General features: G+C 29.9%; 21 protein-coding genes. All 21 read left to right on the plus strand.

Going from position 1 to position 23229, the window contains the following annotated elements; all coding sequences use genetic code 11:
* The first annotated feature begins 42 nt into the window (after positions 1–42).
* The 21 genes from QP548_RS02170 (at position 43) to rpe (ending at position 23228) form a co-directional block, all read left to right on the plus strand.
* A complete protein-coding gene (locus tag QP548_RS02170) occupies positions 43–1380 on the plus strand; it encodes a radical SAM protein (RefSeq protein ID WP_003458424.1) in 1338 nt (445 codons plus the stop codon).
* Between the two features lie 2 nt (positions 1381–1382).
* On the plus strand, positions 1383–2699 hold the full coding sequence (der, locus tag QP548_RS02175; protein ID WP_003458514.1) for a ribosome biogenesis GTPase Der: 1317 nt from the start codon (positions 1383–1385) through the stop codon (positions 2697–2699).
* 4 nt (positions 2700–2703) lie between these two features.
* Positions 2704–3699, plus strand: a complete 996-nt coding sequence (locus QP548_RS02180; RefSeq protein WP_061428813.1) for an NAD(P)H-dependent glycerol-3-phosphate dehydrogenase — start codon at positions 2704–2706, stop codon at positions 3697–3699.
* A 329-nt stretch (positions 3700–4028) separates the two neighbouring features.
* On the plus strand, positions 4029–5504 hold the full coding sequence (gene spoIVA, locus QP548_RS02185; RefSeq protein WP_003465386.1) for a stage IV sporulation protein A: 1476 nt from the start codon (positions 4029–4031) through the stop codon (positions 5502–5504).
* 361 nt (positions 5505–5865) lie between these two features.
* A complete protein-coding gene (locus QP548_RS02190) occupies positions 5866–6849 on the plus strand; it encodes an asparaginase (protein WP_061428812.1) in 984 nt (327 codons plus the stop codon).
* 254 nt (positions 6850–7103) lie between these two features.
* Positions 7104–8501 (plus strand): NCS2 family permease, encoded by a 1398-nt coding sequence (locus QP548_RS02195; protein ID WP_061428811.1) that lies wholly within the window; start codon positions 7104–7106, stop codon positions 8499–8501.
* A 221-nt stretch (positions 8502–8722) separates the two neighbouring features.
* Positions 8723–9607, plus strand: a complete 885-nt coding sequence (locus QP548_RS02200) for a YicC/YloC family endoribonuclease (protein WP_061428810.1) — start codon at positions 8723–8725, stop codon at positions 9605–9607.
* 13 nt (positions 9608–9620) lie between these two features.
* Positions 9621–9890 (plus strand): extracellular matrix/biofilm regulator RemA, encoded by a 270-nt coding sequence (gene remA / locus QP548_RS02205; protein ID WP_003458433.1) that lies wholly within the window; start codon positions 9621–9623, stop codon positions 9888–9890.
* The gene (gmk, locus tag QP548_RS02210; RefSeq protein ID WP_061429451.1) at positions 9880–10530 is read left to right on the plus strand and encodes a guanylate kinase; all 651 of its coding nucleotides are present in this window, start codon (positions 9880–9882) and stop codon (positions 10528–10530) included. The genes remA and gmk overlap by 11 nt, the downstream gene beginning before the upstream one ends.
* On the plus strand, positions 10511–10723 hold the full coding sequence (rpoZ, locus tag QP548_RS02215; protein WP_003449449.1) for a DNA-directed RNA polymerase subunit omega: 213 nt from the start codon (positions 10511–10513) through the stop codon (positions 10721–10723). Before gmk ends, rpoZ begins: the two co-directional genes overlap by 20 nt.
* Positions 10724–10728: 5 nt before the next feature.
* The gene (coaBC, locus tag QP548_RS02220; protein ID WP_061428809.1) at positions 10729–11916 is read left to right on the plus strand and encodes a bifunctional phosphopantothenoylcysteine decarboxylase/phosphopantothenate--cysteine ligase CoaBC; all 1188 of its coding nucleotides are present in this window, start codon (positions 10729–10731) and stop codon (positions 11914–11916) included.
* A gap of 38 nt (positions 11917–11954) precedes the next feature.
* A complete protein-coding gene (gene priA / locus QP548_RS02225; protein WP_061428808.1) occupies positions 11955–14150 on the plus strand; it encodes a primosomal protein N' in 2196 nt (731 codons plus the stop codon).
* A 13-nt stretch (positions 14151–14163) separates the two neighbouring features.
* Entirely contained in the window at positions 14164–14607 is a 444-nt protein-coding gene (gene def, locus QP548_RS02230; RefSeq protein WP_061428807.1) for a peptide deformylase, read from the plus strand.
* Positions 14608–14626: 19 nt separating this feature from the next.
* Positions 14627–15556, plus strand: coding sequence for a methionyl-tRNA formyltransferase (fmt, locus tag QP548_RS02235; RefSeq protein ID WP_061428806.1), 930 nt, complete (start codon positions 14627–14629; stop codon positions 15554–15556).
* 17 nt (positions 15557–15573) lie between these two features.
* On the plus strand, positions 15574–16269 hold the full coding sequence (locus QP548_RS02240; protein ID WP_061428805.1) for a zinc metallopeptidase: 696 nt from the start codon (positions 15574–15576) through the stop codon (positions 16267–16269).
* Between the two features lie 10 nt (positions 16270–16279).
* Positions 16280–17608 (plus strand): 16S rRNA (cytosine(967)-C(5))-methyltransferase RsmB, encoded by a 1329-nt coding sequence (rsmB, locus tag QP548_RS02245; RefSeq protein WP_061428804.1) that lies wholly within the window; start codon positions 16280–16282, stop codon positions 17606–17608.
* 31 nt (positions 17609–17639) lie between these two features.
* Entirely contained in the window at positions 17640–18683 is a 1044-nt protein-coding gene (gene rlmN / locus QP548_RS02250; RefSeq protein WP_061428803.1) for a 23S rRNA (adenine(2503)-C(2))-methyltransferase RlmN, read from the plus strand.
* A 12-nt stretch (positions 18684–18695) separates the two neighbouring features.
* Positions 18696–19415, plus strand: coding sequence for a Stp1/IreP family PP2C-type Ser/Thr phosphatase (locus tag QP548_RS02255; RefSeq protein WP_061428802.1), 720 nt, complete (start codon positions 18696–18698; stop codon positions 19413–19415).
* A gap of 1 nt (position 19416) precedes the next feature.
* Positions 19417–21474, plus strand: a complete 2058-nt coding sequence (pknB, locus tag QP548_RS02260; protein WP_061428801.1) for a Stk1 family PASTA domain-containing Ser/Thr kinase — start codon at positions 19417–19419, stop codon at positions 21472–21474.
* A gap of 237 nt (positions 21475–21711) precedes the next feature.
* Entirely contained in the window at positions 21712–22575 is an 864-nt protein-coding gene (gene rsgA / locus QP548_RS02265; RefSeq protein ID WP_011590943.1) for a ribosome small subunit-dependent GTPase A, read from the plus strand.
* A complete protein-coding gene (gene rpe / locus QP548_RS02270; RefSeq protein ID WP_003471640.1) occupies positions 22575–23228 on the plus strand; it encodes a ribulose-phosphate 3-epimerase in 654 nt (217 codons plus the stop codon). Before rsgA ends, rpe begins: the two co-directional genes overlap by 1 nt.
* Position 23229 lies beyond the last annotated feature (1 nt).

Raw genomic sequence — 23229 nt, forward strand, 5'->3', positions numbered from 1 at the left:
AGGTAATATAACATAGATAGTACTAAAATAGGAGTGAAGCATATGAAAAGTAGAATTGCTGAAGTCTTACCAGGAGGAATTGGTGAGGAATTAGGCTTTGAAAAGGGAGATATACTATTAAGCATAAACGGTACTAAAGTTGAAGATATACTTGATTATAGATTTTTATTGGCAGACGAATACGTTGAGGTAGAAATATTAAAACCAAACAAAGAGGTTTGGGAGTTTGAAATAGAAAAGGAATATGGCGAAGATTTAGGAGTGGAATTTGAAGAGGCCATCCTAGACAAAGCTAAGAGTTGTACAAATAAATGTATATTTTGCTTCATAGATCAATTACCAAAGGGAATGAGAAAAACTTTATATTTTAAGGACGATGATTCAAGACTTTCATTTTTACAAGGTAACTTTGTTACTTTAACAAATATGAAGGATGAAGATATTGATAGAATTATAAAATATAGAATAAGTCCTATAAATGTATCAGTTCATACAACAAATCCAGATTTAAGAAAAAAAATTCTTAATAATAGATTTGCAGGGAATGTATATGAAAGATTACAAAAGTTAGCGGCAGCTGGTATAACTGTAAATGCTCAAATAGTTGTTATGCCAGGAATAAATAATGGAGACGAATTAGTTAGAACTGTAGAAGATCTTTATAAATTACGTCCTTCAATAGAAAATGTTGCTGCTGTACCAATTGGAATAACAAAGTTTAGAGAAGGATTAGCTGACCTTGAAATATATAATAAAGAAACTGCTAAAGAAGAATTAGATAGAATAAAAGTTCTTCAAGAAAAATATATGAAAGAAATAGGAAGCCCATTTGTAAGATTATCAGATGAGTTTTATGTTATGGCAGATGAGGAAGTTCCAAATGAAGAATTCTATAATGGATATGAGCAAATAGAAGACGGAGTTGGAATGATAAGACTTCTAAGAGAAACCATGGCAGTAGATATAAAGAATAAGTTAACTAAAAGTGGAAAAGGTAAATTTACTCTTATTACAGGAACATCTGCATTTAAAGAATTAGATCAGGTTTGTACTGATATAAGAGAAGAGAATAATAATATAGATATTAAGTGTAAGGTTATATTAAATGATTTCTTTGGGCATACAATAACAGTTGCAGGACTTTTAACTGGTCAAGATGTTATTGCTCAACTTAAAGATAACATTGATAGTGAGTACTTAATTATGGCAGATAACATGTTTAGAAAAGGTTACGAGCCAGGTGATATAACTCAAAGAATAATGTTAGATGATTTGACAGCAAAGGATATTGAGGAAAGATTGGGAGTTAAAGTTATAGTTTGTAGCTATACAGGGGAAGACCTAATAGACTTAATAAATGAACACTGTGAGGAGGAATAAGAATGAGTAAACCAATAGTTGCTATGGTTGGAAGACCGAACGTAGGTAAGTCGACTCTTTTCAATAAATTAGCAGGAAAAAGAATTTCAATAGTACAAGATACACCAGGGGTTACTAGAGACAGAGTATATGCAGAATCAGAATGGTTAAACAGAAAATTCACAATGATAGATACAGGTGGAATAGAGCCTGAGAGTAGTGATATAATTGTTAAACAAATGAGAAGACAAGCGCAAATTGCTATAGAAATGGCTGATGTAATAGTATTCGTTGTTGATGGTAAGGAAGGACTTACTGCTGCTGACCAAGAAGTTGCACAAATGCTTAGAAAAAGTAAAAAGCCTGTTGTTTTAGTAGTTAATAAAATAGATAGATTAGCTTTAGAAGAAAATAGCTATGAGTTCTACAATTTAGGAATTGGAGATCCTATAACTATATCAGCATCCCAAGGATTAGGTCTTGGAGATATGTTAGATGAAGTTGTTAAATATTTCAATGATCCTTCAGAGGATGAAGAGGATGATGAATATATTAGAATAGCTATGATAGGTAAACCAAATGTAGGTAAGTCATCACTTATTAATAGATTATTAGGTGAAGAGAGAGTTATAGTAAGTAATGTTCCAGGAACAACAAGGGATTCTATAGATAGTTATCTAGAAACAGAAGATGGAAAATTCATCTTAGTTGATACTGCTGGATTAAGAAGAAAAAGCAAAGTAAAAGAAGAAATAGAAAGATATAGTGTAATCAGAACTTATGCTGCTATAGAGAAAGCTGATGTAGCTATACTTGTAATAGATGCTGAGCAAGGAATAACTGAGCAAGATGAAAAAATAATAGGATATGCTCATGAAATGAACAAAGCAATTATGGTTGTTGTAAACAAATGGGATCTTATTGAAAAAGATGATAAAACATTAAGCAATTATCAAAAAGACTTACAACAAAAACTTAAGTTTATGCCATATGCTAAATACTTATTCATATCAGCTTTAACAGGACAAAGAGTACATAAAATATTATCAACAGCTAAATATTGCTATGATAATTACTCTAAGAGAGTTTCAACTGGATTATTAAATGATGTTATAAGTAAGGCTGTTTTAATGAAAGAGCCACCAGTTGTAGCCTTAAAGAGATTAAAAATATACTATGCTACTCAGGTTGCTACAAAGCCACCTAAGTTTGTGTTCTTTGTAAATGACCCTAATTTATTACATTTCTCATATGGTAGATATTTAGAAAACCAATTAAGAGAAAGTTTTGATTTTGATGGAACTGGAATAGAAATAGAATATAGAGCTAGAAAGGAGTAATTTTATGAGTAAAGTGGCTTTTTTAGGAGCAGGAAGTTTTGGAACTTCTTTAGGTATATTATTGGGGAATAAAGGTGTTACGGTTTCTCTGTGGGATAGAGATGAAAATGTAATAAATGACATTAACGTAAACAGAAAAAATGATAAATATATAAAAGATTTAAATATTCCTACGAATGTCACTGCTTATAAAGACTTAGATGAAGCTTTAAATGGGGCTGAATATGTAGTTCTTGCAGTACCTTCTCATGTTATAAGAACAGCTTGTAAAAACTTACAAGGTAAAATTAATGATGATGTAATAATTATTAATATTGCTAAAGGAATAGAAGAGGGTACTAATTTGAGACTATCTCAAGTTATAAATCAAGAATTACCAAATAATAAGGTTGTAGTTTTATCTGGGCCAAGTCATGCAGAAGAGGTTTCAAAGGGAATTCCAACAACTTTAGTTGCAAGCTCAGAATGTATGGAATGTGCAGAGAAAGTTCAAGACCTATTTATGGATAAAAACTTTAGAATATATACTAATGATGATATCATAGGAGTTGAAATTGGAGGTGCTGTTAAGAACATTATAGCCTTAGCGGCAGGTGTTTGTGACGGTATAGGATATGGAGACAATTCTAAGGCTGCATTAATGACTAGAGGAATGGCTGAAATAGCTAGAATAGGAATTAAAATGGGTGGAAAAGCTGAAACTTTCTTTGGATTAACTGGCATGGGAGATTTAATAGTTACTTGTACAAGTATGCATTCAAGAAACAGAAGAGCTGGAATATTTATAGGTCAAGGGAAAACTGCTGAGGAAGCTATAGAAGAAGTAGGAATGGTTGTTGAAGGTATAAAAGCTTGTAAAGCCTTCTATGAGTTAAAAGAAAAAGAAGGAGTAACAATGCCTATAACTGATATAGCATATAAAGTTCTTTTTGAAGGGGCAAAGGCAGAAAATGCTGTAAGTCTTTTAATGGAAAGAGATAAGAAAAAAGAAGAAATATAAAATTAAATTTAAAAAGAGATAGAAGCTTTTCTATCTCTTTTTGTTTTAATTAAAAGTAGACAGTGTTAAAAATGTTTTTTATGTAGTTATAAAATTAGTTTAAGTCTTACATATAAAAAAATAAAATTATTTAAAATAAATAGCATTAATTTAGATTTTTTTGAATAAATAATATTAATACATAATATTAGAAAGAGAAAGTTGAAGTTTAGATAAAGGAGTTAAAAAGTATATCCAATTAAAGTAAAAATATATTTTGCTAAACAGTATACTTTTTCAAAGTTTCTAATATATATATAGTGTTAATAATATTTATAGGAGGGTGTATCTTGGAAGATTTCAATATATACAAAGATATAGCAGAAAGAACACAGGGAGATATTTATGTTGGAGTTGTTGGGCCAGTAAGAACAGGTAAATCTACATTTATAAAAAGATTTATGGACTTAATGGTAATACCTAAGATTGATAATGCTTATAAAAAGGAAAGAGCAAAGGATGAATTACCACAAAGTGGATCAGGAAAAACTATTCATACAACAGAGCCTAAATTTGTACCTAATGAGGCAGTAGAAATTGCTTTAGATGATGGCATTAAGTTTAGTGTGAGAATGGTTGATTGTGTTGGATACATTGTTAAAGGGGCTAATGGTTATTTTGATGATGGAGAATCTAAAAAAGTTCATACTCCTTGGTTTGATTATGAAATTCCATTTGAAGATGCAGCTGAGATAGGAACTAGAAAAGTAATAACAGACCATTCAACAATAGGATTAGTAGTTACTACAGATGGAAGTATAACTGGTATAGATCGTGATGATTACTTAGATGCTGAAGAAAGAGTAGTAGCTGAGTTAAAATCAATAGATAAACCTTTTATAATTGTACTTAATTCATTATATCCAAGGGCAGAAGAGACTTTAGACTTAAAACAAGAATTAGAAATCAGATATGGAGTTCCAGTTCAAATAATGGATGTAGCCAATATGAATGAAAATGACATAAACGATTTATTTACAAAAGTACTTAAAGAATTTCCTGTTAAGGAAATTAATATAGACATGCCAAAATGGATTGAAAAATTAGAGCCTTCTCATTGGTTAAAATCTAATTTTATAGACATAGTTAAAGACATGTGTAAAAACATATCAAAAATTAGAGACGTTAAGGATCTACTTAGTACTTATGGAGAAGATTTCTTAGGAGTAGCTGATATAAGTGAGATGAATTTAGGAGATGGAACTGTAAGAGTTAAAATGACTCCTAAAAATGGCATCTTCTATAAAATAATAAGTGAAATGTGTGATGAAGAATTAAATGATGAAAGTGATTTAATAGCTTTAATCAAAGATTTGCATAAAGCAAAATCTGAATATGATAAGGTAGCTGAAGCAATAAATAGTGTTAAGGAAACAGGTTATGGACTAGTTGCTCCTCAATTATCAGAAATGAAGTTTGAAAAACCAGATATTGATAAGCAAGGTTCAAAATATGTTGTTAAACTTAAGGCTAGTGCTCCTAGTCTACATTTAATAAAAGCAGATATTCAAACAGAAATTTGCCCAATAATGGGAACTGAAAAAGAAACTCAAGAGGTATTTAAAACATTACTTGAGCAATTTGAAAGTGATCCGGAAAAATTATGGCAAAGCAATATGTTTGGTAAGTCCTTAGAAACATTAGTTCAAGAAGGTTTAAGAAGTAAACTTTATAAGATGCCAGATGACATTCAAAGTAAGATTCAAAAAACTCTTCAAAGAATTATTAATGAAGGTGAAGGAAACTTAATCTGTATTATTTTCTAAGTTAATTATTATATTTAAAGACCATATCAAAATAAAATTTGATATGGTCTTTTAAATTTTATACTGAAATAATTTTATGAAGTTTTAGATTGTAAGATATGTACATTAATTTAATTATTTTTATAATATATGTATTTTACAAAAAAGAAGATTAAATTAAAAAGAAAATGTTTTGATTTATTAGTTTTATAAAATTTGTAAAAAGATTATAATTATTAGGGGAATGATTAAGTTATTAGGGCTTATTAGTATTTAATATAAGTTTAGCTTTGCAAAGATTGAATAGAATTATTAATTTAATTATAATAAGCATTGTGACGAATGATACTTAGTCAAATAAAAAAGAAATTCGGAGGTACTCATGAAGAAAATAGCTGTAATTTTTAATGGTGGAACAATATCAATGAAAGTTGATGATAGAATAAAGGCTGCAGTTCCAAGTTTGACAGGAGAGGAAATAATGGCTATGGTAACAGGAATAGAAAGCTTTGCAACAATAGAGTCACATAGCTTTTCTTCATTACCAAGTCCACATATTACTCCAGAGATAATGCTTGAACTATCAAAATTTATAAATGCTTTAGTAGAGAGAGAAGATATAGATGGAGTTGTAGTAACTCATGGAACAGATACTCTAGAAGAAACATCTTATTTTGTTAATTTAACAACTAAGACAAGTAAACCAATAGTTTTTACTGGAGCTATGAGAAGTGGATCGGAGTTAGGATATGATGGACCAGCTAACTTAGCTGCATCAATATGTACAGCTGCATCAGATGAAGCGAAAAATAGAGGAGTTTTAGTTTGTTTCAATGGTGAATTAAATAGTGCTTCAGAGGTAACTAAGGCTAATTCAATGGCTTTAAACGCTTTTAGAACACCTAATTTTGGTCCAATAGGAATAGTTGATAATAATAGGGTAATATTTGATAGAAGAGTTCCACAGGAAGATTTTATACCATTAGAAGTTATTGATAAAAAAGTAGCCATAATAAAATGTGCTGCAGGGATGGATGGAGATTTTATATATCATTGCATAGATAAAAAATATGATGGAATTATACTTGAAGCTTTAGGAAGAGGGAATGTACCACCAACTATGGTTGAAGCAATAAAAGATGCTTTAGATAAGGGCATAGTTATAGTACTTACTTCAAGATGCTTTGAAGGAAGAGTAAGTGATAGCTATGGATATCTTGGAGGAGGAAAAAATCTTAAAGAGCTTGGAGTTATATTTGGAGAAAGTATGCCGAGTCAAAAAGCGAGAATAAAACTTTTAACTCTTCTTGGTTTTAATAAAGATTATAGATATATTAAACATAGTTTTGAGAAAGAAAGATACTAAACACATATATTTTTGAAAATAATAATAAAAAATATTCGATAATTATTGAACAATAACTTAAAATAGTGTACAATAACATTCGTAGACAGATGAATGGTTCATTTTATATAAAAACGTTCGTGTTTTGGGAGAGTGTTAATAGTAAACTTGATTAAAGTTATTATTCAGTAATTGGATAAAAGCTATTTTAAGTTTACTAAACTTAAAATAGCTTTTTTATATTTATGAACTTAAGACGAATATGGAGGTTTTTTATGGGAAATAAAATTCATGCTTTAAGGGAAGAAGGAAATTTACGTGTTTTACCTGAGAATAAAAGTGAATATAAGAGAGAATTTTTAGCTGGAACAACAAGTTTCTTAGCAATGGCTTATATAATAGCTGTAAATCCATCTATATTAAGCGCAGCAGGAATGCCAGCAGGTGCTATAGTAACGGCAACATGTATATCAGCAGTTATTGGATGTTTAATAATGGGGTTTTATGCTAAATTACCTTTTGGACTAGCTCCTGGAATGGGACTAAATGCATTCTTTACTTTTTCAGTAGTTATAGGAATGGGAATTTCTTGGGAAGTAGCTCTTACAGCTGTTTTTGTAGAAGGAATAATATTTATACTTTTATCATTATTTAAAGTAAGAGAGGCTGTTGTTGATGCAATTCCAATAAATTTAAAATATGCAGTTACAGCAGGGATAGGTCTTTTCATAGCTTTCATAGGATTTAATGGAGCTGGAGTTGTTATTGGAAATCCAGATACAATGGTTGCTATGGGACAAGTTGGTCCTAAAATGTTAATAGCAATGGTTGGACTTTGTATAATAGTAATTTTAGAAAAGAAAAAAGTTAAAGGTTCAATGCTAGTTGGTATAGTAGTTTCAACTCTTTTAGCTTGGGGATATGCTTTAATAAATACTGAAGCCGCAGCTAGTATGGGAATCTATTTACCAAATGGAATATTTAAATTTGAATCAATAGCTCCAATAGCAGGTAAAGTTAATTTTTCATATTTAACTTCACCACAGCATGTATTTAATTTCATAACTATAGTTTTCACATTCTTATTTGTTGATTTTTTTGATACAGTAGGAACCTTAATAGGGGTAGCTTCAAGAGCTAATATGTTAGATAAGAAGGGAAGAGTTCCTAATGCAGGTAGAGCATTAATGACAGATGCTATAGCAACTACAGCAGGGGCTTTACTTGGAACATCTACTGTAACAGTTTATGTTGAAAGTGCTACTGGAGTCGAAGAAGGTGGTAGAACAGGATTAACAGCTATAACAATAGGAGCTTTATTTTTCGTAGCAATGTTCTTTTCACCAATATTTGTAGCAGTACCAGCATGTGCTACTGCACCAGCTTTAATATATGTTGGATATTTAATGCTAACTAGTGTGTTAAAAATAGATTTTAGTGATATTACAGATGCAGTACCAGCATTTTTAATAATAGCTTTAATGCCTTTAACTTATAGCATAGGTGATGGATTAACAATTGGAGTTTTAGCATATGTAATATTAAATATATTACACAATATCTTTACTAAAAATAAAAAAGATAAAAAAGAATTATCAATGGTAATGATAGTTTTAGCGATTATATTTGTAATAAAACTTTGTCTACCATTAATTACACAGATGATAGGTTAAAATGAAAATAAATTTTATTTAGAATATGTACTTTAAAAGACTTTACTATAAGATTGAGAGTTATTTAATAAAAAATAATTTGAGACTTAAGTAAAGTCTTTTTTATTTAGAAGAAATAAGTCTTTATAAAAATAAATGTTAACAAAATGTAAAAAATAACTTGTTATTACTTGGATTTTATATTAATCTATATTTAGATTATTTTCAAGGAGGCTCTCTTTATGGTTAAAAGTATGACTGGTTTTGGGAGAGCAACTAGTGAAGAGGGAAAAGATAGAATATTTTCTCTAGAAATGAAGAGTGTAAACCATAGATATTTAGACATGAACATAAGAATGCCAAGAAGTATGGTTTCTTTAGAAGAAAAAATAAGAAATATTATTTCTTCTAAACTTAGCAGGGGAAAAGTTGACATCTTTATAAATTATAAAGATTATGCTAAAAATCAAGGAGTTGCTGTTTTAAATGAAGATTTAGCTAAGAGCTATGTAAATTCTTTAGAACAATTAAAGTCCTTATTTCCTAATGTGCAAGATGACTTAAGTTTATCATTAGTTGCTAGATACCCAGATGTAATAACTATAGAAGAAAAATCAGAAGATTTAGAAGCTATATGGGAAGAGATAAACTCACTATTAAATATGGCTGTAGAAAATATGATTTCTATGAGAAAAGTTGAAGGTGAGAAATTAGCTAGTGATATATTAGTTAAGTGTAGTTCTATAGAAGAAATAGTAGCTTTTATAGAAGAAAAGGCAGAGGTTATTGTTGCTTCTTATAAGCAAAAGTTAGAGGATAGACTTAAGAATTTATTAGGAGAAGTTCCAGTAGATGAAAACAGAGTGGCTATGGAAGTTGCCGTTTTTGCTGATAAAGCTTCGATTGATGAAGAGATAATAAGACTTAGAAGTCATATTAATCAATTAAGAAAAACTTTAACTTTAGATGAACCTATAGGTAGAAAGCTAGATTTCATAGTACAAGAAATGAACAGAGAAGCTAATACAATAGCATCAAAGTCAACAGATTTAGAAATAACCAACAAGGTTATAGATATAAAAAATATTATTGAAAAGATTAGAGAACAAGTTCAAAACATAGAATAATAGGAGGTAGAAAATGAGTATAAAGTTAATTAATATTGGTTTTGGAAACATAGTTTCAGCTAATAGATTAGTAGCAATAGTAAGTCCTGAATCAGCACCTATAAAGAGAATCATACAAGAAGCTAGAGATAGAGGTATGCTTATAGATGCAACTTATGGTAGAAGAACAAGAGCCGTAATAATTACAGATTCAGATCATGTAATTCTTTCAGCTGTTCAACCTGAGACAGTGGCTCACAGATTATCAACTAAGGAAGAAGTAGTTGTTGAAGATGATGAATAAGATACATAAGGATAATAGAGGTGTATTAATAGTTATTTCTGGTCCTTCAGGTGCAGGTAAGGGAACTATTTGTAAAGCCTTATTAGAAAAACACGATGATATATTCATATCAGTTTCTGCTACTACTAGAAACCCTAGAGTAGGAGAAGTTGATGGAGTTAATTATCATTTCTTAACAAAAGAAGAATTTAAACAAAGAATAGCAGAGGATGATTTCCTTGAGCATGCTGAAGTATATGGAAATTATTATGGAACTCCTAAATCAAGTGTTGAAAAAATGCTTGATGAAGGAAAAAACGTAATATTAGAAATAGATATACAAGGTGCTTTAAAAGTTAAGGAGAAAGCTACTGACGGAGTATTTATCTTTATATTACCTCCTTCAATGGAAGAGCTTAAGCAAAGAATAATAAAAAGAGGTAGCGAAACTCCAGAAAGTTTAATGACTAGATTTAAGTCGGCTTATAAAGAAATTAATTATGTGTCAAAATACAATTATGCAGTAGTTAACGATAATGTAGAAGATGCAGTAAAGAAAATAGAGGCTATATTATTAGCAGAAAAATGTAGAGTAGATAGATTAAAAGAAAATATATTAGAGTCAAAGGAGGACGAAATGCATGAACAACTCTATGATTAATCCATCAATCGTTGATTTATTAAAAAGGGTAGAAGATAGATATTCTTTAGTAATATTAAGTGCTAAGAGAGCAAGACAAATAATTGACGGAGCAGAAACTTTTGTTGATGTTGAGTCAAATAAACCATTAACAATAGCTATAAATGAAATAGATGAAGGATTTGTAAATTACAAAGACACTGAGGAGAAATAAGAGCTATGAAAGATAAGAAATGTGTTGTTGTAGGAGTAAGTGGAGGAGTAGCTGTTTATAAAGCCTTAGACGTTATAAGCAGACTAAGAAAAAAAGATGTAGAAGTACATGTAATAATGACTAAATCCGCTACTGAGTTTGTAACACCATTATCTTTTCAATCATTAAGCCAAAACATGGTTATAACAGATATGTTTGCTGAACCAAAGGCTTGGGAAATACAGCATATATCACTAGCAAAGAAAGCAGATTTAATGCTTATTGTACCAGCTACAGCAAACATTATAGGAAAGGTTGCAAATGGCATAGCTGACGATATGTTATCAACAACTATAATGGCAACAAAGGCGCCAGTTGTTTTTTGCCCTGCAATGAATACAAACATGTATGAAAATCCTATAGTTCAAAGGAACATAAGTCTTCTAAAGGAGCTTGGTTATGAATTTATAGAACCAGCTAGTGGAAGATTAGCATGTGGTGATGAGGGGAAAGGTAAACTTCAAGATACCGAAATTATTGCAGAAGAAACATTGAGAAGGTTACATTCTACTAATGATTTAGTTGGTAAGAAGGTTGTTGTTACTGCAGGACCTACTATGGTACCAATAGATCCAGTAAGAATTTTAACAAATAGATCTTCAGGTAAAATGGGATACTCAATAGCAGAGGAGGCCAGAGATAGAGGAGCAGAAGTTGTTCTTATATCAGGACCTACTTCTTTAAGAAAACCTAATGGAATTAAAGTTATTGATATTAAGACAAATGAAGATATGTTTAATGCTATAAAAAATGAATTTGAAGATGCTGATATAGTTATCAAGTCAGCAGCTGTAGCAGATTATAAAGCTAAAAATTATAGCAGTGAAAAGATTAAAAAAACAGGTGATGATTTAAATTTAATTTTTGAGAGAGATAGAGATATTCTAAAAACTCTTGGAGATATGAAAAAAAATCAAATTCTAGTAGGCTTTGCAGCAGAAAGTAGCAATGTAGTAGAAAATGCTAAAGGCAAACTAGAGAGGAAAACTCTAGATTATATTGTTGCAAATGATATAAGTAAGCCAGAAACAGGTTTCGCAAGTGATGAGAATAAAGTTACTATAATAAGCAAATCTGGTGAAGAGGTATCTTTAGAAAAGATGTCTAAAAGAGAAGTTGCAAAGAATATATTTGACATTATAAAAGGGCGCTAATTGCGCCTTTTTATTCTATATGAACAAGGGTGATTATTTTGGAGAAATTTGCTGAAGTAATTGTAAATAGTGAAGCTGTTACAATTGATAAGCCTTTTACATATAAGATTAAAGAAGATTTAGTTCATAATATAAAGGTTGGACATAGAGTTCTTATTCCTTTTGGAAATGGAAATAAAAAAATTGAAGGTTTTGTTTTAAAAATATTAGATAATGTTGAAAATAAAAGTATAAGATATAAATCTATATATAATGTTTGTGATAATGAACCCTTATTAAGTGAAGATTCTTTAAAGCTTATTAAATTTTTAAGAGAGAAATATTTATGTAAGTATATAGATGCTATAAGAGTTATGATTCCACCTAAAATAATGAGTGGAAATAAGGAAAAAACAAAACAAGTTATAGTATTTAAAAAATATATAGAAGAATTAAGTGAGCCACAAAAAAGAGCTTTAGAGCTAATTGAAGAAAAAAGTGGTGGTTTCACAAAAGCAGAATGGAATAAAATTTTTAATATATCAACATATATGATAAATAAATTAATAGAATTAGGTTGTACTTCTAGTGAAGAAGTAAGGGTTGGAAGGGAAAATTTAAGAGAGTTTAAGCCTTATCCGCCTAAAAGTTTAAATGAAGAACAGATAAGAGCATATGATACTGTTTTAGAAAGTGATAAAAATATATTTTTATTAAAGGGTATCACTGGAAGTGGAAAAACAGAAGTATATATGAATTTAGTTAGTTATATGCTCCTTTTTGAAAAGAGTTCATTAATATTAGTACCAGAAATAGCCCTAACTCCTCAAATGATTGAAAGATTTAAAGGAAGATTTGGAAAAGATGTAGCGGTCTTTCATAGTAGGCTTTCAGATGGAGAGAGATATGATGAATGGTATAGGGTTAAAAATGATCAAGTTAAGGTTGTTATAGGGGCAAGATCTGCCATATTTTTACCATTTAATGATTTAGGACTAATAGTAGTAGATGAAGAACATGAAAGTAGTTATAAATCAGATATGAATCCTAAATATAATACTATAGAAGTTTGTGAGTATTTAAGTGTTCTAAAAAATTGTAAGGTTGTTTTAGGTTCAGCAACCCCTAGTGTTGTTAGTTTTTATAAAGCACTTAAAGGGAATTATGAATTAATTGAACTTAAAAAGAGAGTTAATAATGGAGAACTTCCTAATGTATCTATTGTGGATATGAGGGAAGAGCTAAAGTCAAATAATAAAACAATGTTTAGTAGGGATTTATATTTGAAGATAAAAGATAGATTAGAGAAAAAAGAACAAATAATTTTGTTTTTAAATAGAAGAGGATTTTCATCCTTTGTTTCTTGTAGAAGTTGTGGATTTGTTTTTAAATGTAACAATTGTGACATATCAATGACTTATCATAATAATGGATACTTAGTTTGTCATTATTGTGGAAATACTGAAAAGATGCCTAAGCTTTGCCCTAAGTGTGGTAGTAACTATGTTAAACATTTTGGGGTAGGAACAGAAAAATTAGAGGAAGCAGTACATCATTATTTCAAAGAAGCAAAGGTTTTAAGGATGGATGTAGATACAACAAGAAAGAAAAATTCTCATGAGGAAATTTATAACTCATTTAAAAGTAAGGAAGCTGATATTTTAATAGGAACTCAGATGATAGCTAAGGGGCTTGATTTCCCAGATGTAACCTTAGTTGGAGTTATGGCTGCAGATATGTCTTTAAATTTGCCAGATTATAAGTCTAGTGAAAAGACATTTCAACTTATAACTCAGGTAAGTGGTAGAGCCGGACGTGGTGATAAAAAGGGAGATGTAATAATTCAAAGTTATTCTCCAGAACATTATGCTTTGACTTGTGCAAGGGATAATAATTATGAAGAGTTCTTTAAAAGAGAAATAAATGTAAGAAAACTTATGGCATATCCACCCTTTGATGATTTGTTTTTAATAAACCTAAGTGCAAAGGGAGAAATAAAAGTAAAGATTTTTGCAAAAAAATTAGAGATGTATTTACGTAATATTTTAAAAGAATATGATAATATATTTATATACGAAGCATGTCCTTGTTCCATAAGTAAAATAAAAAATGTTTATAGATGGCAAATTCTAATTAAGGGAAAATTAGATTTAGAGGTATGCTCTAAAATAAAAAAAGGGGTTTATGAATTATCCAAAGATGTTTATAATGAGATTAAGATTGGTTTAGACATAAATCCTAATAGTTTAATGTAAGGAGGAAGCTATTTTGGCAATAAGAAACTTAAGATTTAATGATGACGAAATACTAAGAAAAAGATGTAGAGTAGTTGATGACATTAATGATAGAATAAAAGTCTTAGTAGAAGATATGATAGAAACTATGTATGAAAATAATGGAGTTGGATTAGCAGCACCACAAGTTGGAATACTAAAGAGAATCTTTGTTGTTGATGCTATGGATGGAGCAGGTTCTAGGGTATTCATAAATCCAGAAATATTAGAAAAAAGTGGAGAGCAAACTGATGAAGAAGGATGCTTAAGCTTACCAGGTAGACATAAACCAGTAAAGAGAGCTAATAAAATAAAGATAAAGGCTTTAGATGTTAATGGAAATGAGTTTGTATTAGATGCAGAAGAATTTTTAGCAAGAGCTATACAACATGAATATGATCATTTAGAGGGAGTACTTTTTATAGATCATGAGCTTTAAGACTAAGGAGGAATATGACATGAAGATAGTATTTATGGGAACACCAGATTTTGCTGTTCCATCATTAAAGAGCTTAATAAATGAATTTGGAGTAAAAGCTGTTTTTACTCAACCAGATAGACCAAAGGGAAGAGGAAAGAAATTAGGTATGTCACCTGTAAAGGAAGTTGCTTTAGAACACAACATACCAGTTTATCAACCTTTAAGATTAAAAAATGAACCAGAAACTATAGAAGAACTAAAAAATATGGAACCAGACTTTATAATAGTAGTAGCTTTTGGTCAGATATTACCTAAAGAGGTTTTAGATATTCCTAAATATGGATGTATCAATCTACATGCGTCATTACTTCCTAAATTTAGAGGAGCAGCACCTTTAAACTGGAGTATAATCAAAGGAGAAAAGGTAACAGGAAATACAACTATGCTTATGGATGTAGGTCTTGATACTGGAGATATGCTTTTAAAAGATGAAGTAGAAATAACTGATAATATGACTGCAGGAGAATTACATGATATTTTAATGGAAAGAGGAGGAGAGTTATTAGTTAGAACTATAAAGGGCATACTTAATAATGAAATAACTCCAGAAAAGCAAAATGAAGAAGAAACATGTTATGCTTCAATGCTTAATAAAGAAATAGCTAAAATTGATTGGTCTCTTTCAGCACAGGATATTCATAATTTAGTTAGAGGATTAAATCCTTGGCCTGTAGCTTTAACTTCATATGATGATATTACAATGAAAGTTCATCAAACTAGAGTTGAAAAAGGGGATAGCAATAAAGAACCAGGAACTATAATAGCTGTAGATAAAACAGGAATTAAGGTTTCAACAGGCAAAGATATACTTGTTATAGAAAAATTACAGTTCCCAAATAGTAAGCAACTATTTGTAGAGCAATTTATAAATGGAAACACAATAGAAGTAGGTAAAGTTTTAAAATAATTTAAGAGGGTGATGGTATGTTTTATCAATATTATATTGAGCCAACATATTTAATACTTATACCAGCCATTTTAATATCGGCATGGGCACAATTTAAAGTTTCTAGCACATTTAACAAATATAGCACAGTTAGAAGTATAAATGGATATACTGGTGCACAAGTTGCAAGAATTCTTTTAAATGATGCTGGACTTCAAGAAGTAGAAATTCAACAAGTACCAGGAAGATTAAGTGATCATTATGATCCAAGAGCTAAGGTTTTAAGATTATCATCTGATGTTTATGGAAGCACTTCTGTAGCATCTATAGGCGTAGCAGCTCATGAAGTTGGGCACGCTATACAAGATAAAGAATCTTATTCTGCATTAGTTTTTAGAAATGCCATAGTACCTGTAGTAAACTTTTCATCAAGCTTATCATGGATTTTGTTTTTTATTGGAATATTACTAAGTTATAGTACTTTAGTAACTATTGGTATAATATTATTCTCAGTAGTTGTACTTTTTCAATTAGTAACATTGCCAGTAGAATTTAATGCTTCATCAAGAGCATTAAAACTTTTAGAGGCAAGAGGAATATTATATGATAAAGAAGTAGATGGAGCTAGAAAGGTATTAAGTGCAGCAGCATTAACTTATGTTGCAGCAACACTTATGGCTGTTTTACAATTAGTAAGACTTATAGCTATAAGTAACAGAAATTCAAATGATTAGAGGTTAGAATATGAATGCAAGAAAAATAATAGTTGAAATATTAGACAATGTCTTATTAAATGGAGCATATTCAAATATAGAAATAAATAAGCAATTTGCATCTAATGATATAGATCCAAAAGATAAGGGATTAATAACAGAGGTTGTTTATGGAACAATAAAATACAAAAAAATGATAGATATAATTCTTTCAAGTTTTGTTGCCGATATTGGTAAGATAGATGAGAGTGTAGTAAACATATTAAGAAGTGCTATATATCAAATGAAATTCTTAGATAGAGTTCCTCCATATGCAATAGTTAATGAGGCTGTAAATTTAACTAAAGAAACTGCACCTAATTTAGCTAAGTTTGTAAATGGAGTTTTAAGAAATTACTTAAGAAATGAAAATAAAAACTTTAAAGTTGGCTTAAGAAATAATGAAGCTTTATGTTATGACTTTTCTTTTGATAGATGGATGATAGAAATGTTTATAAAACAATATGGAAAAGAGGATGCTTTAAGAATACTTAGAGGATTAAATACAGTTCCATATGTAACAGTTAGAGTTAATACATGTAAAGCTGATTATGATGAAGTTTATGAAAGACTTGAAGAAGAAGGATATGATATAGAAGAAGGTGCATTTTCACCAGAAGCTATCATAATCAAAAAAGGTAGTGCAATAGAGAGAAATAAACTTTATCAAGAAGGTTTAATAACAGTTCAAGATGAAAGTGCTATGTTAGTAGCTCCTTTATTTGATTTAAAGGGTGATGAACAAGTTATGGATCTATGTAGTGCACCAGGAACTAAAGCAACTCATATAGGTGAGTTAATGATGAATAAAGGAAAAGTAGTGGCTTTTGATATTCATGACCATAAGTTAGCTTTAATAAAGGAAAATATAGATAGATTAGGTTTAACTAATGTTGAAGTTGAATTAGGAGATGCTACAAAGATAAATTCTAAGTATATTAACTGGGCTGATAGAGTATTATTAGATGTACCTTGCTCAGGTCTTGGAATTATAAGAAAGAAACCAGAAATAAAATGGAATAAAAAGAACAATGATTTAACAGAAGTTGTTAAGGTTCAAAAAGAAATATTAAAAAATGCTTGGAATTATTTAAGAGAAGGTGGAGAATTAGTTTACTCTACTTGTACTTTAAATAAAAAAGAAAATGAAGAAGTTATAGATTGGTTCGTAGAAAGAATTTCAGACTGCGAAGTAGAAAAAGTATTTTTAGGTAAGGCTGATAATGTGGTATATAATGATAACGGAAGTGTTACCATATTACCTAATAAGTACATGGATGGTTTCTTTATTGCTAAGCTTAAGAAAAAAGAAAGTAAATAGCAAAAAGGATAAACATGGAAGGTGAGACTGTATGAAAAACATCTTAGATTTTACATTAGAAGAGTTAAAAGAGTGGATGAAGGAAAATGGAGAGAGTGCTTTTAGAGCAAAGCAAATCTTCGATTGGATATACAAAAAGGAAGTATTTAATTTTGAAGAAATGAAAAATATTTCAAAAGCTCTAATTGGCAAGCTTTCAGAAAATTTTTATATAGGTATCCCTGAAGTTATAGATTATTTATCATCTAATGAAGATGGTACTAGAAAAATCCTTTTAGGATTAGGTGATGGAAACATAATAGAATGTGTCATTATGAGATATAAATATGGTAATTCTATTTGTGTTTCCACACAAATAGGGTGTAGGATGGGATGTAAATTCTGTGCATCTACCCTAGAAGGAATGGTAAGAAATTTAACTGCAGGAGAAATATTATCAGAAGTTTTAATTGGACAGAAACTTCTAGGTGAGAGAATATCTAATATAGTTTTAATGGGAAGTGGAGAACCCTTAGACAATTATGATAATGTTATGAAGTTCTTGGAGCTTGTTAATGCTGATTATGGCTTAAATATAGGGCAAAGACATATAACATTATCAACATGTGGTCTTGTGCCAAAAATTCGTGAAATGGCTGATAAAGAAATGCAAGTAACTTTAGCAATTTCATTACATGCTGTTTCAGATGAAAAGAGAAAAACAATAATGCCAATAGCTAATAAGTATTCAATTAGTGAGATTTTAGACGCTTGTAATTATTATATTGAGAAAACAGGAAGAAGAATAACTTTTGAATATTCTTTAGTTAGTGGAGTTAATGATACTAAAGAAGATGCTAAGAGCTTAGGAAGATTATTAAAAGGCATGCTTTGTCATGTTAATTTAATTCCTGTAAATGAAATAAAGGAAAATGAGTTTAAAAAATCTACTAAGAAGGATATAGAAACATTTTTAAATACTCTTAAAACATATGGAGTAGAAGCTACAGTAAGAAGAGAGATGGGCTCAGATATAAATGCAGCCTGTGGTCAATTGAGAAGAAGCTATATTAAGTCAAAAGGGTTAAAGCTGTAGGGGGAAATATTTATGTTAGGATTTGTAACAGATAAAGGAAATGTTAGAGAATTAAATGAAGATTTTTTATCTTATTCTAGAGAAGATGAATTTTCAATATATGTAGTTGGTGATGGAATGGGTGGACATAATGCTGGAGAAGTAGCTAGTAAGAGAGCTGTGGAAAGCATTATTTGTTTTGTTAAAGAAAATTTCGGTATTATACCATTAGATAATCTTTTAAAAGATGCAATTTTACATGCGAATGCTAAAATATATAGTATGAGTCAAGAAAGTTCTGGTTTATCTGGTATGGGTACAACAATAACAGCTATATTAGAGGTTAAAAACATAGTTTACATTGCCAATGTTGGTGATAGTGCTTGTTTTGGTATTAATGAAAATGGAATAAAAAAATTAACAAAGGATCATTCCTTAGTTCAAGAACTTGTTGATAGTGGTTGCATTACAAAGGGGGAAGCTAAAAATCATCCAAGAAAAAATGTAATAACTAGAGCTATAGGAACTAATTCAAATGTTGATGTTGATGTCTTTAAAGTTGATAGACATGAATATAAGGCATATTTACTTTGTACAGATGGATTAAGCAATGATGTTGATGAGGATGAAATTTGGAAAAAAGTAATTAAATCTAATGATTTTGATAAAGCATGCAATGAATTAGTTGAAATGGCTAAAGCAAGGGGAGGAAAGGATAATATTACAGTGTTAGTTTTTGGAGGAGAGAAATAGAATGATAGGTAAAATCTTAGGGAATAGGTACGAGTTACTTCAGTGCGTAGGCGAAGGTGGCATGTCCTTTGTATACAAAGCTAGATGTAGAAAATTAAATAGATTCGTAGCTGTTAAAATACTAAAAGATGAATTTAAAAACAATGAAGAAATTGTTAGAAGATTTAAAAAAGAAGCTACAGCTATTGCTAACTTGTCTAATCCAAATGTAGTAAATGTATTAGATGTTGGAACTCAAGATGATATCAATTATATTGTTATGGAATATGTTGAAGGTAAAACTTTAAAAGATATAATTAAGGAAAAAGGCGCTTTACCTTATGAGGTTGCCATAAGTATAGGAATAAAAGTTGCTAAAGCTTTAGAATGTGCCCATAAAAGCGGAATTATACATAGAGATGTTAAACCACAAAATATATTAGTTACAGAAGAAGGAGTTGTTAAAGTAACTGACTTTGGAATAGCTAAATCTATGGATTCCTCAACTATAGCACATACTAATAGTGTTATGGGATCAGCACATTATTTTTCACCAGAACAAGCTAAAGGAACTTATACTGACTATAGAACTGATTTATATTCTTTAGGAATAGTATTGTATGAAATGGTTACTGGAGTTGTTCCTTTTAATGGTGATTCACCTGTTACTGTAGCTGTAAAACATATACAGGAAAAAGCAATACCTCCTAAGAATATAAATCAAAATATTCCTAATAGTTTAAATGATTTAATAATGAAAGCTATGGAGAAGGATCCTGTTAATAGATATCAAACAGCTAAGGAAATAATAGGTGACTTAGAAAAGATAAAGAAGGATCCAAACATTACAATATCATCAAAATCTGCAGAAGATGAGGAACAATTTACAAGAGTTATGTCTCCAGTTGTTGTTACAAAAACTGAAACTAATAACTCAGAACCTGATGAGGATGATGAGGACGATGATGATGAATATTATGAAGATGATGAGGATGAAGATGAAGAAGAAAATAATATTCAAAATAAGCCTCAAAAAACTCTTAACAAAAATAAAAAGAAATCACCAATATTAATGATACTTGTAACTATTTTAGTTGTAGCATTAGGAATAACTCTTGGCTTCCTTGGTATGAAGAAATTTACAGAAGGTAGAAAAGATGTTAAGATACCTAATATTGTAGGAGAAAAGGCAGAAGATGCTAAGAGTAAGTTAGAAGGCTTAGGATTAAAGGTATTAGAAGTTACAGAAGAAAGTGATCAAGAAAAAGGAATTGTTTTAAAAGTTGATCCAAATGTAGATTCTACTGTTAAGAGCGGTAGCGAAGTAAAACTTACTGTTAGTGGTGGAGAAGCACAAATAAAAGTTCCAAACTTTGCAGAAATGAATTTAGATAGCGTTAAGAGAACATTAAAAAGTTTAGGTTTAGAGATTGGAACTGTTAACGAGGAATATAGTGATAGTGTTCCTAGAGGAGAAGTTATTTCTCAAAGTCCTAATGCTAATGAATCTGTAGATAAAGGTTCTAAAGTAAATGTTACTATAAGTAAAGGTAAAGAAATAAAAAATATAACTTTAAATATTCCAGATGTTTCAGGAAAAAGTGTAGATGAAGCTAAATCAATATTAGCTAATGCTGGTGTTGAAGCTAATGCTGTAAAGGGAGATCCTGCTAAAAGTGAAGGAGAATCTGGTAAGGTTTATAGTCAAAGTCAATCAGGACATTTTACAATTAAGCAAGGTGAAAAAGTAACTATAACAATAAATTACTACGGTGATTATGTGAAGCCTGAAAAACCTAAGCATAATGCAGGAGAACTTGTTGGAATGACTGGTGCTCAAGCTAAAGCATGGGCTTCAAAAAATAAAATTAATGTAAGTGGAATTACAAGCGATACTGCTAAGGTTAAATCAGTAAGTAATTCTGGTGAGGTTGAAGAAGGAGGATCAGTTTCTGTAACTATGGAAGAAGAAAAGAAACCTGAGAAACCAGAACAATCTCAGCAAACACAACCAGAACAACCAAATCAGCAAGCACAGCCAGAACAATCAAAACAACCAGAACAATCTGGTAATAATTAATAAATAAGTTTAAATGTTATTTTTATTTCTAAAATAAATAAAAATTATAAGGTAAAAGGGAGTTAATACTCCCTTTTATTTTATATAGTTAAATAAACAAGAGAAAAACTTGATTTATAAATAGAAAATAGAATTAGAAGGAAAGGAAAAGAGTCTATATAATTATTAAGATTCTTGCATTTTATATTAAAATTTGTTTATTATAAGAATATATAATATTAAAGATAGGGAGGAAACATGGAAGGAATTATAATAAAAGGTATAGGTGGATTCTATTATATAAAAACAGATGAAGGAATTATTGAATGTAAAGCTAGAGGTAAATTCAGATATAATTCATTAAAGCCTATGGTAGGAGATAGAGTTACCATAAAAGTAGAGAATGGAAAAGGTGTAATAGAGGATATACATGAGAGAAGCTCAGAGCTTATAAGACCAACTGTTGCAAACGTAACACAAGCTTTCGTTGTATTTGCAATAAAAAATCCTGACATAAATTTAGATTTATTAAATAGATTTTTAACTCTTTGTGAGTATAATGATATACATGCAGTTGTATGTTTAAATAAAGAAGATTTATGTACAGAGGAAGAAAAAGAAAACTTAAAGGAATTAATAAATGATATAGGTTATGAGGTTCTCTTCATAAATGCCAAGGAAGGAAAAGGTTTTGATGCTTTAAAGGAAAGATTAGAACATAACATAACAGTTCTTTGTGGCCCTTCTGGAGCAGGGAAATCTACACTTTTAAATTCTTTTATAGATAGGGAACATATGGAAACAGGAAGTGTAAGTGAAAAAATAGGAAGAGGTAAGCATACTACTAGACATAGTGAACTTATAGATGTAGACAATGGATATTTAGTTGATACTCCAGGTTTTACAACTTTAGATGTTACTTTTATAGATAGAGATAGCTTAAAATATTGCTTCCCAGAGTTTAATGATTATAATAATCTTTGCAAATTTAATGGATGTAATCATTATAAAGAACCTAAGTGTGCTGTGAAAGAAGCAGTTGAAGAGGGTAAAATAAACAAGCTAAGATATGATTTTTATATAAAAACCTTAGAAGAGATAATAAATAGGAGGGGTAATTAATGGTTAAAATAGCACCATCAATATTATCAGCAGATTTTAGTATTTTAGGAGAACAAGTTAAGAGAGTAGAAAAAGGTGGGGCAGAGTTCTTACATATAGATGTAATGGATGGTCATTTTGTTCCAAATATAAGCTTTGGATTTCCAATAATGAAAGCTATAAGGAACTTAAGCAATCTTGTTTTTGATGTTCACTTAATGATAGAAGAACCAGGAAGATATGTAGATGAATTTATAAGTGCAGGAGCAGATTTAATAACTGTACATTATGAAGCTGATAGACATATTGATAGAACAATAAATTATATAAAAAGTAAAGGATGCAAGGCTGGAATAGCTTTAAACCCAGGTACACCAGTTTCAATGCTTAAGAATTTAATACCTTCATTAGATATGGTATTAATAATGTCTGTTAATCCAGGCTTTGGAGGACAAAGCTTTATACCATATAGTTTAGATAAGATAAAAGAAGTAAAAGAAATGGCTAAGGCTTGTGGTAAGGAAGACTTATTAATCCAAGTTGATGGAGGAGTAGGTGCAAATAATATAAAAGAGATAGTAGAAGCTGGAGCTAATGTTTTAGTTGCTGGATCAGCTGTATTTAAAGAAGATAAAATAGAAGAAAACATTAAAGCTTTAAGAGAGGCACTATAAA

The sequence above is a fragment of the Clostridium sp. UMB9555A genome (assembly GCF_030222355.1).
Lineage (GTDB): Bacteria > Bacillota > Clostridia > Clostridiales > Clostridiaceae > Sarcina > Sarcina perfringens.

Bases quoted from the DNA above. Each gene is read 5' to 3' on its own strand.
- pknB (WP_061428801.1), top strand. From the start codon at position 19,417: ATGATAGGTAAAATCTTAGGGAATAGGTACGAGTTACTTCAGTGCGTA.
- fmt (WP_061428806.1), top strand. From the start codon at position 14,627: ATGAAGATAGTATTTATGGGAACACCAGATTTTGCTGTTCCATCATTA.
- QP548_RS02180 (WP_061428813.1), top strand. From the start codon at position 2,704: ATGAGTAAAGTGGCTTTTTTAGGAGCAGGAAGTTTTGGAACTTCTTTA.
- QP548_RS02240 (WP_061428805.1), top strand. From the start codon at position 15,574: ATGTTTTATCAATATTATATTGAGCCAACATATTTAATACTTATACCA.
- rpe (WP_003471640.1), top strand. From the start codon at position 22,575: ATGGTTAAAATAGCACCATCAATATTATCAGCAGATTTTAGTATTTTA.
- der (WP_003458514.1), top strand. From the start codon at position 1,383: ATGAGTAAACCAATAGTTGCTATGGTTGGAAGACCGAACGTAGGTAAG.
- rsmB (WP_061428804.1), top strand. From the start codon at position 16,280: ATGAATGCAAGAAAAATAATAGTTGAAATATTAGACAATGTCTTATTA.
- rpoZ (WP_003449449.1), top strand. From the start codon at position 10,511: ATGAACAACTCTATGATTAATCCATCAATCGTTGATTTATTAAAAAGG.
- QP548_RS02190 (WP_061428812.1), top strand. From the start codon at position 5,866: ATGAAGAAAATAGCTGTAATTTTTAATGGTGGAACAATATCAATGAAA.
- coaBC (WP_061428809.1), top strand. From the start codon at position 10,729: ATGAAAGATAAGAAATGTGTTGTTGTAGGAGTAAGTGGAGGAGTAGCT.
- remA (WP_003458433.1), top strand. From the start codon at position 9,621: ATGAGTATAAAGTTAATTAATATTGGTTTTGGAAACATAGTTTCAGCT.
- rsgA (WP_011590943.1), top strand. From the start codon at position 21,712: ATGGAAGGAATTATAATAAAAGGTATAGGTGGATTCTATTATATAAAA.
- gmk (WP_061429451.1), top strand. From the start codon at position 9,880: ATGATGAATAAGATACATAAGGATAATAGAGGTGTATTAATAGTTATT.
- QP548_RS02200 (WP_061428810.1), top strand. From the start codon at position 8,723: ATGGTTAAAAGTATGACTGGTTTTGGGAGAGCAACTAGTGAAGAGGGA.
- rlmN (WP_061428803.1), top strand. From the start codon at position 17,640: ATGAAAAACATCTTAGATTTTACATTAGAAGAGTTAAAAGAGTGGATG.
- QP548_RS02255 (WP_061428802.1), top strand. From the start codon at position 18,696: ATGTTAGGATTTGTAACAGATAAAGGAAATGTTAGAGAATTAAATGAA.
- QP548_RS02195 (WP_061428811.1), top strand. From the start codon at position 7,104: ATGGGAAATAAAATTCATGCTTTAAGGGAAGAAGGAAATTTACGTGTT.
- QP548_RS02170 (WP_003458424.1), top strand. From the start codon at position 43: ATGAAAAGTAGAATTGCTGAAGTCTTACCAGGAGGAATTGGTGAGGAA.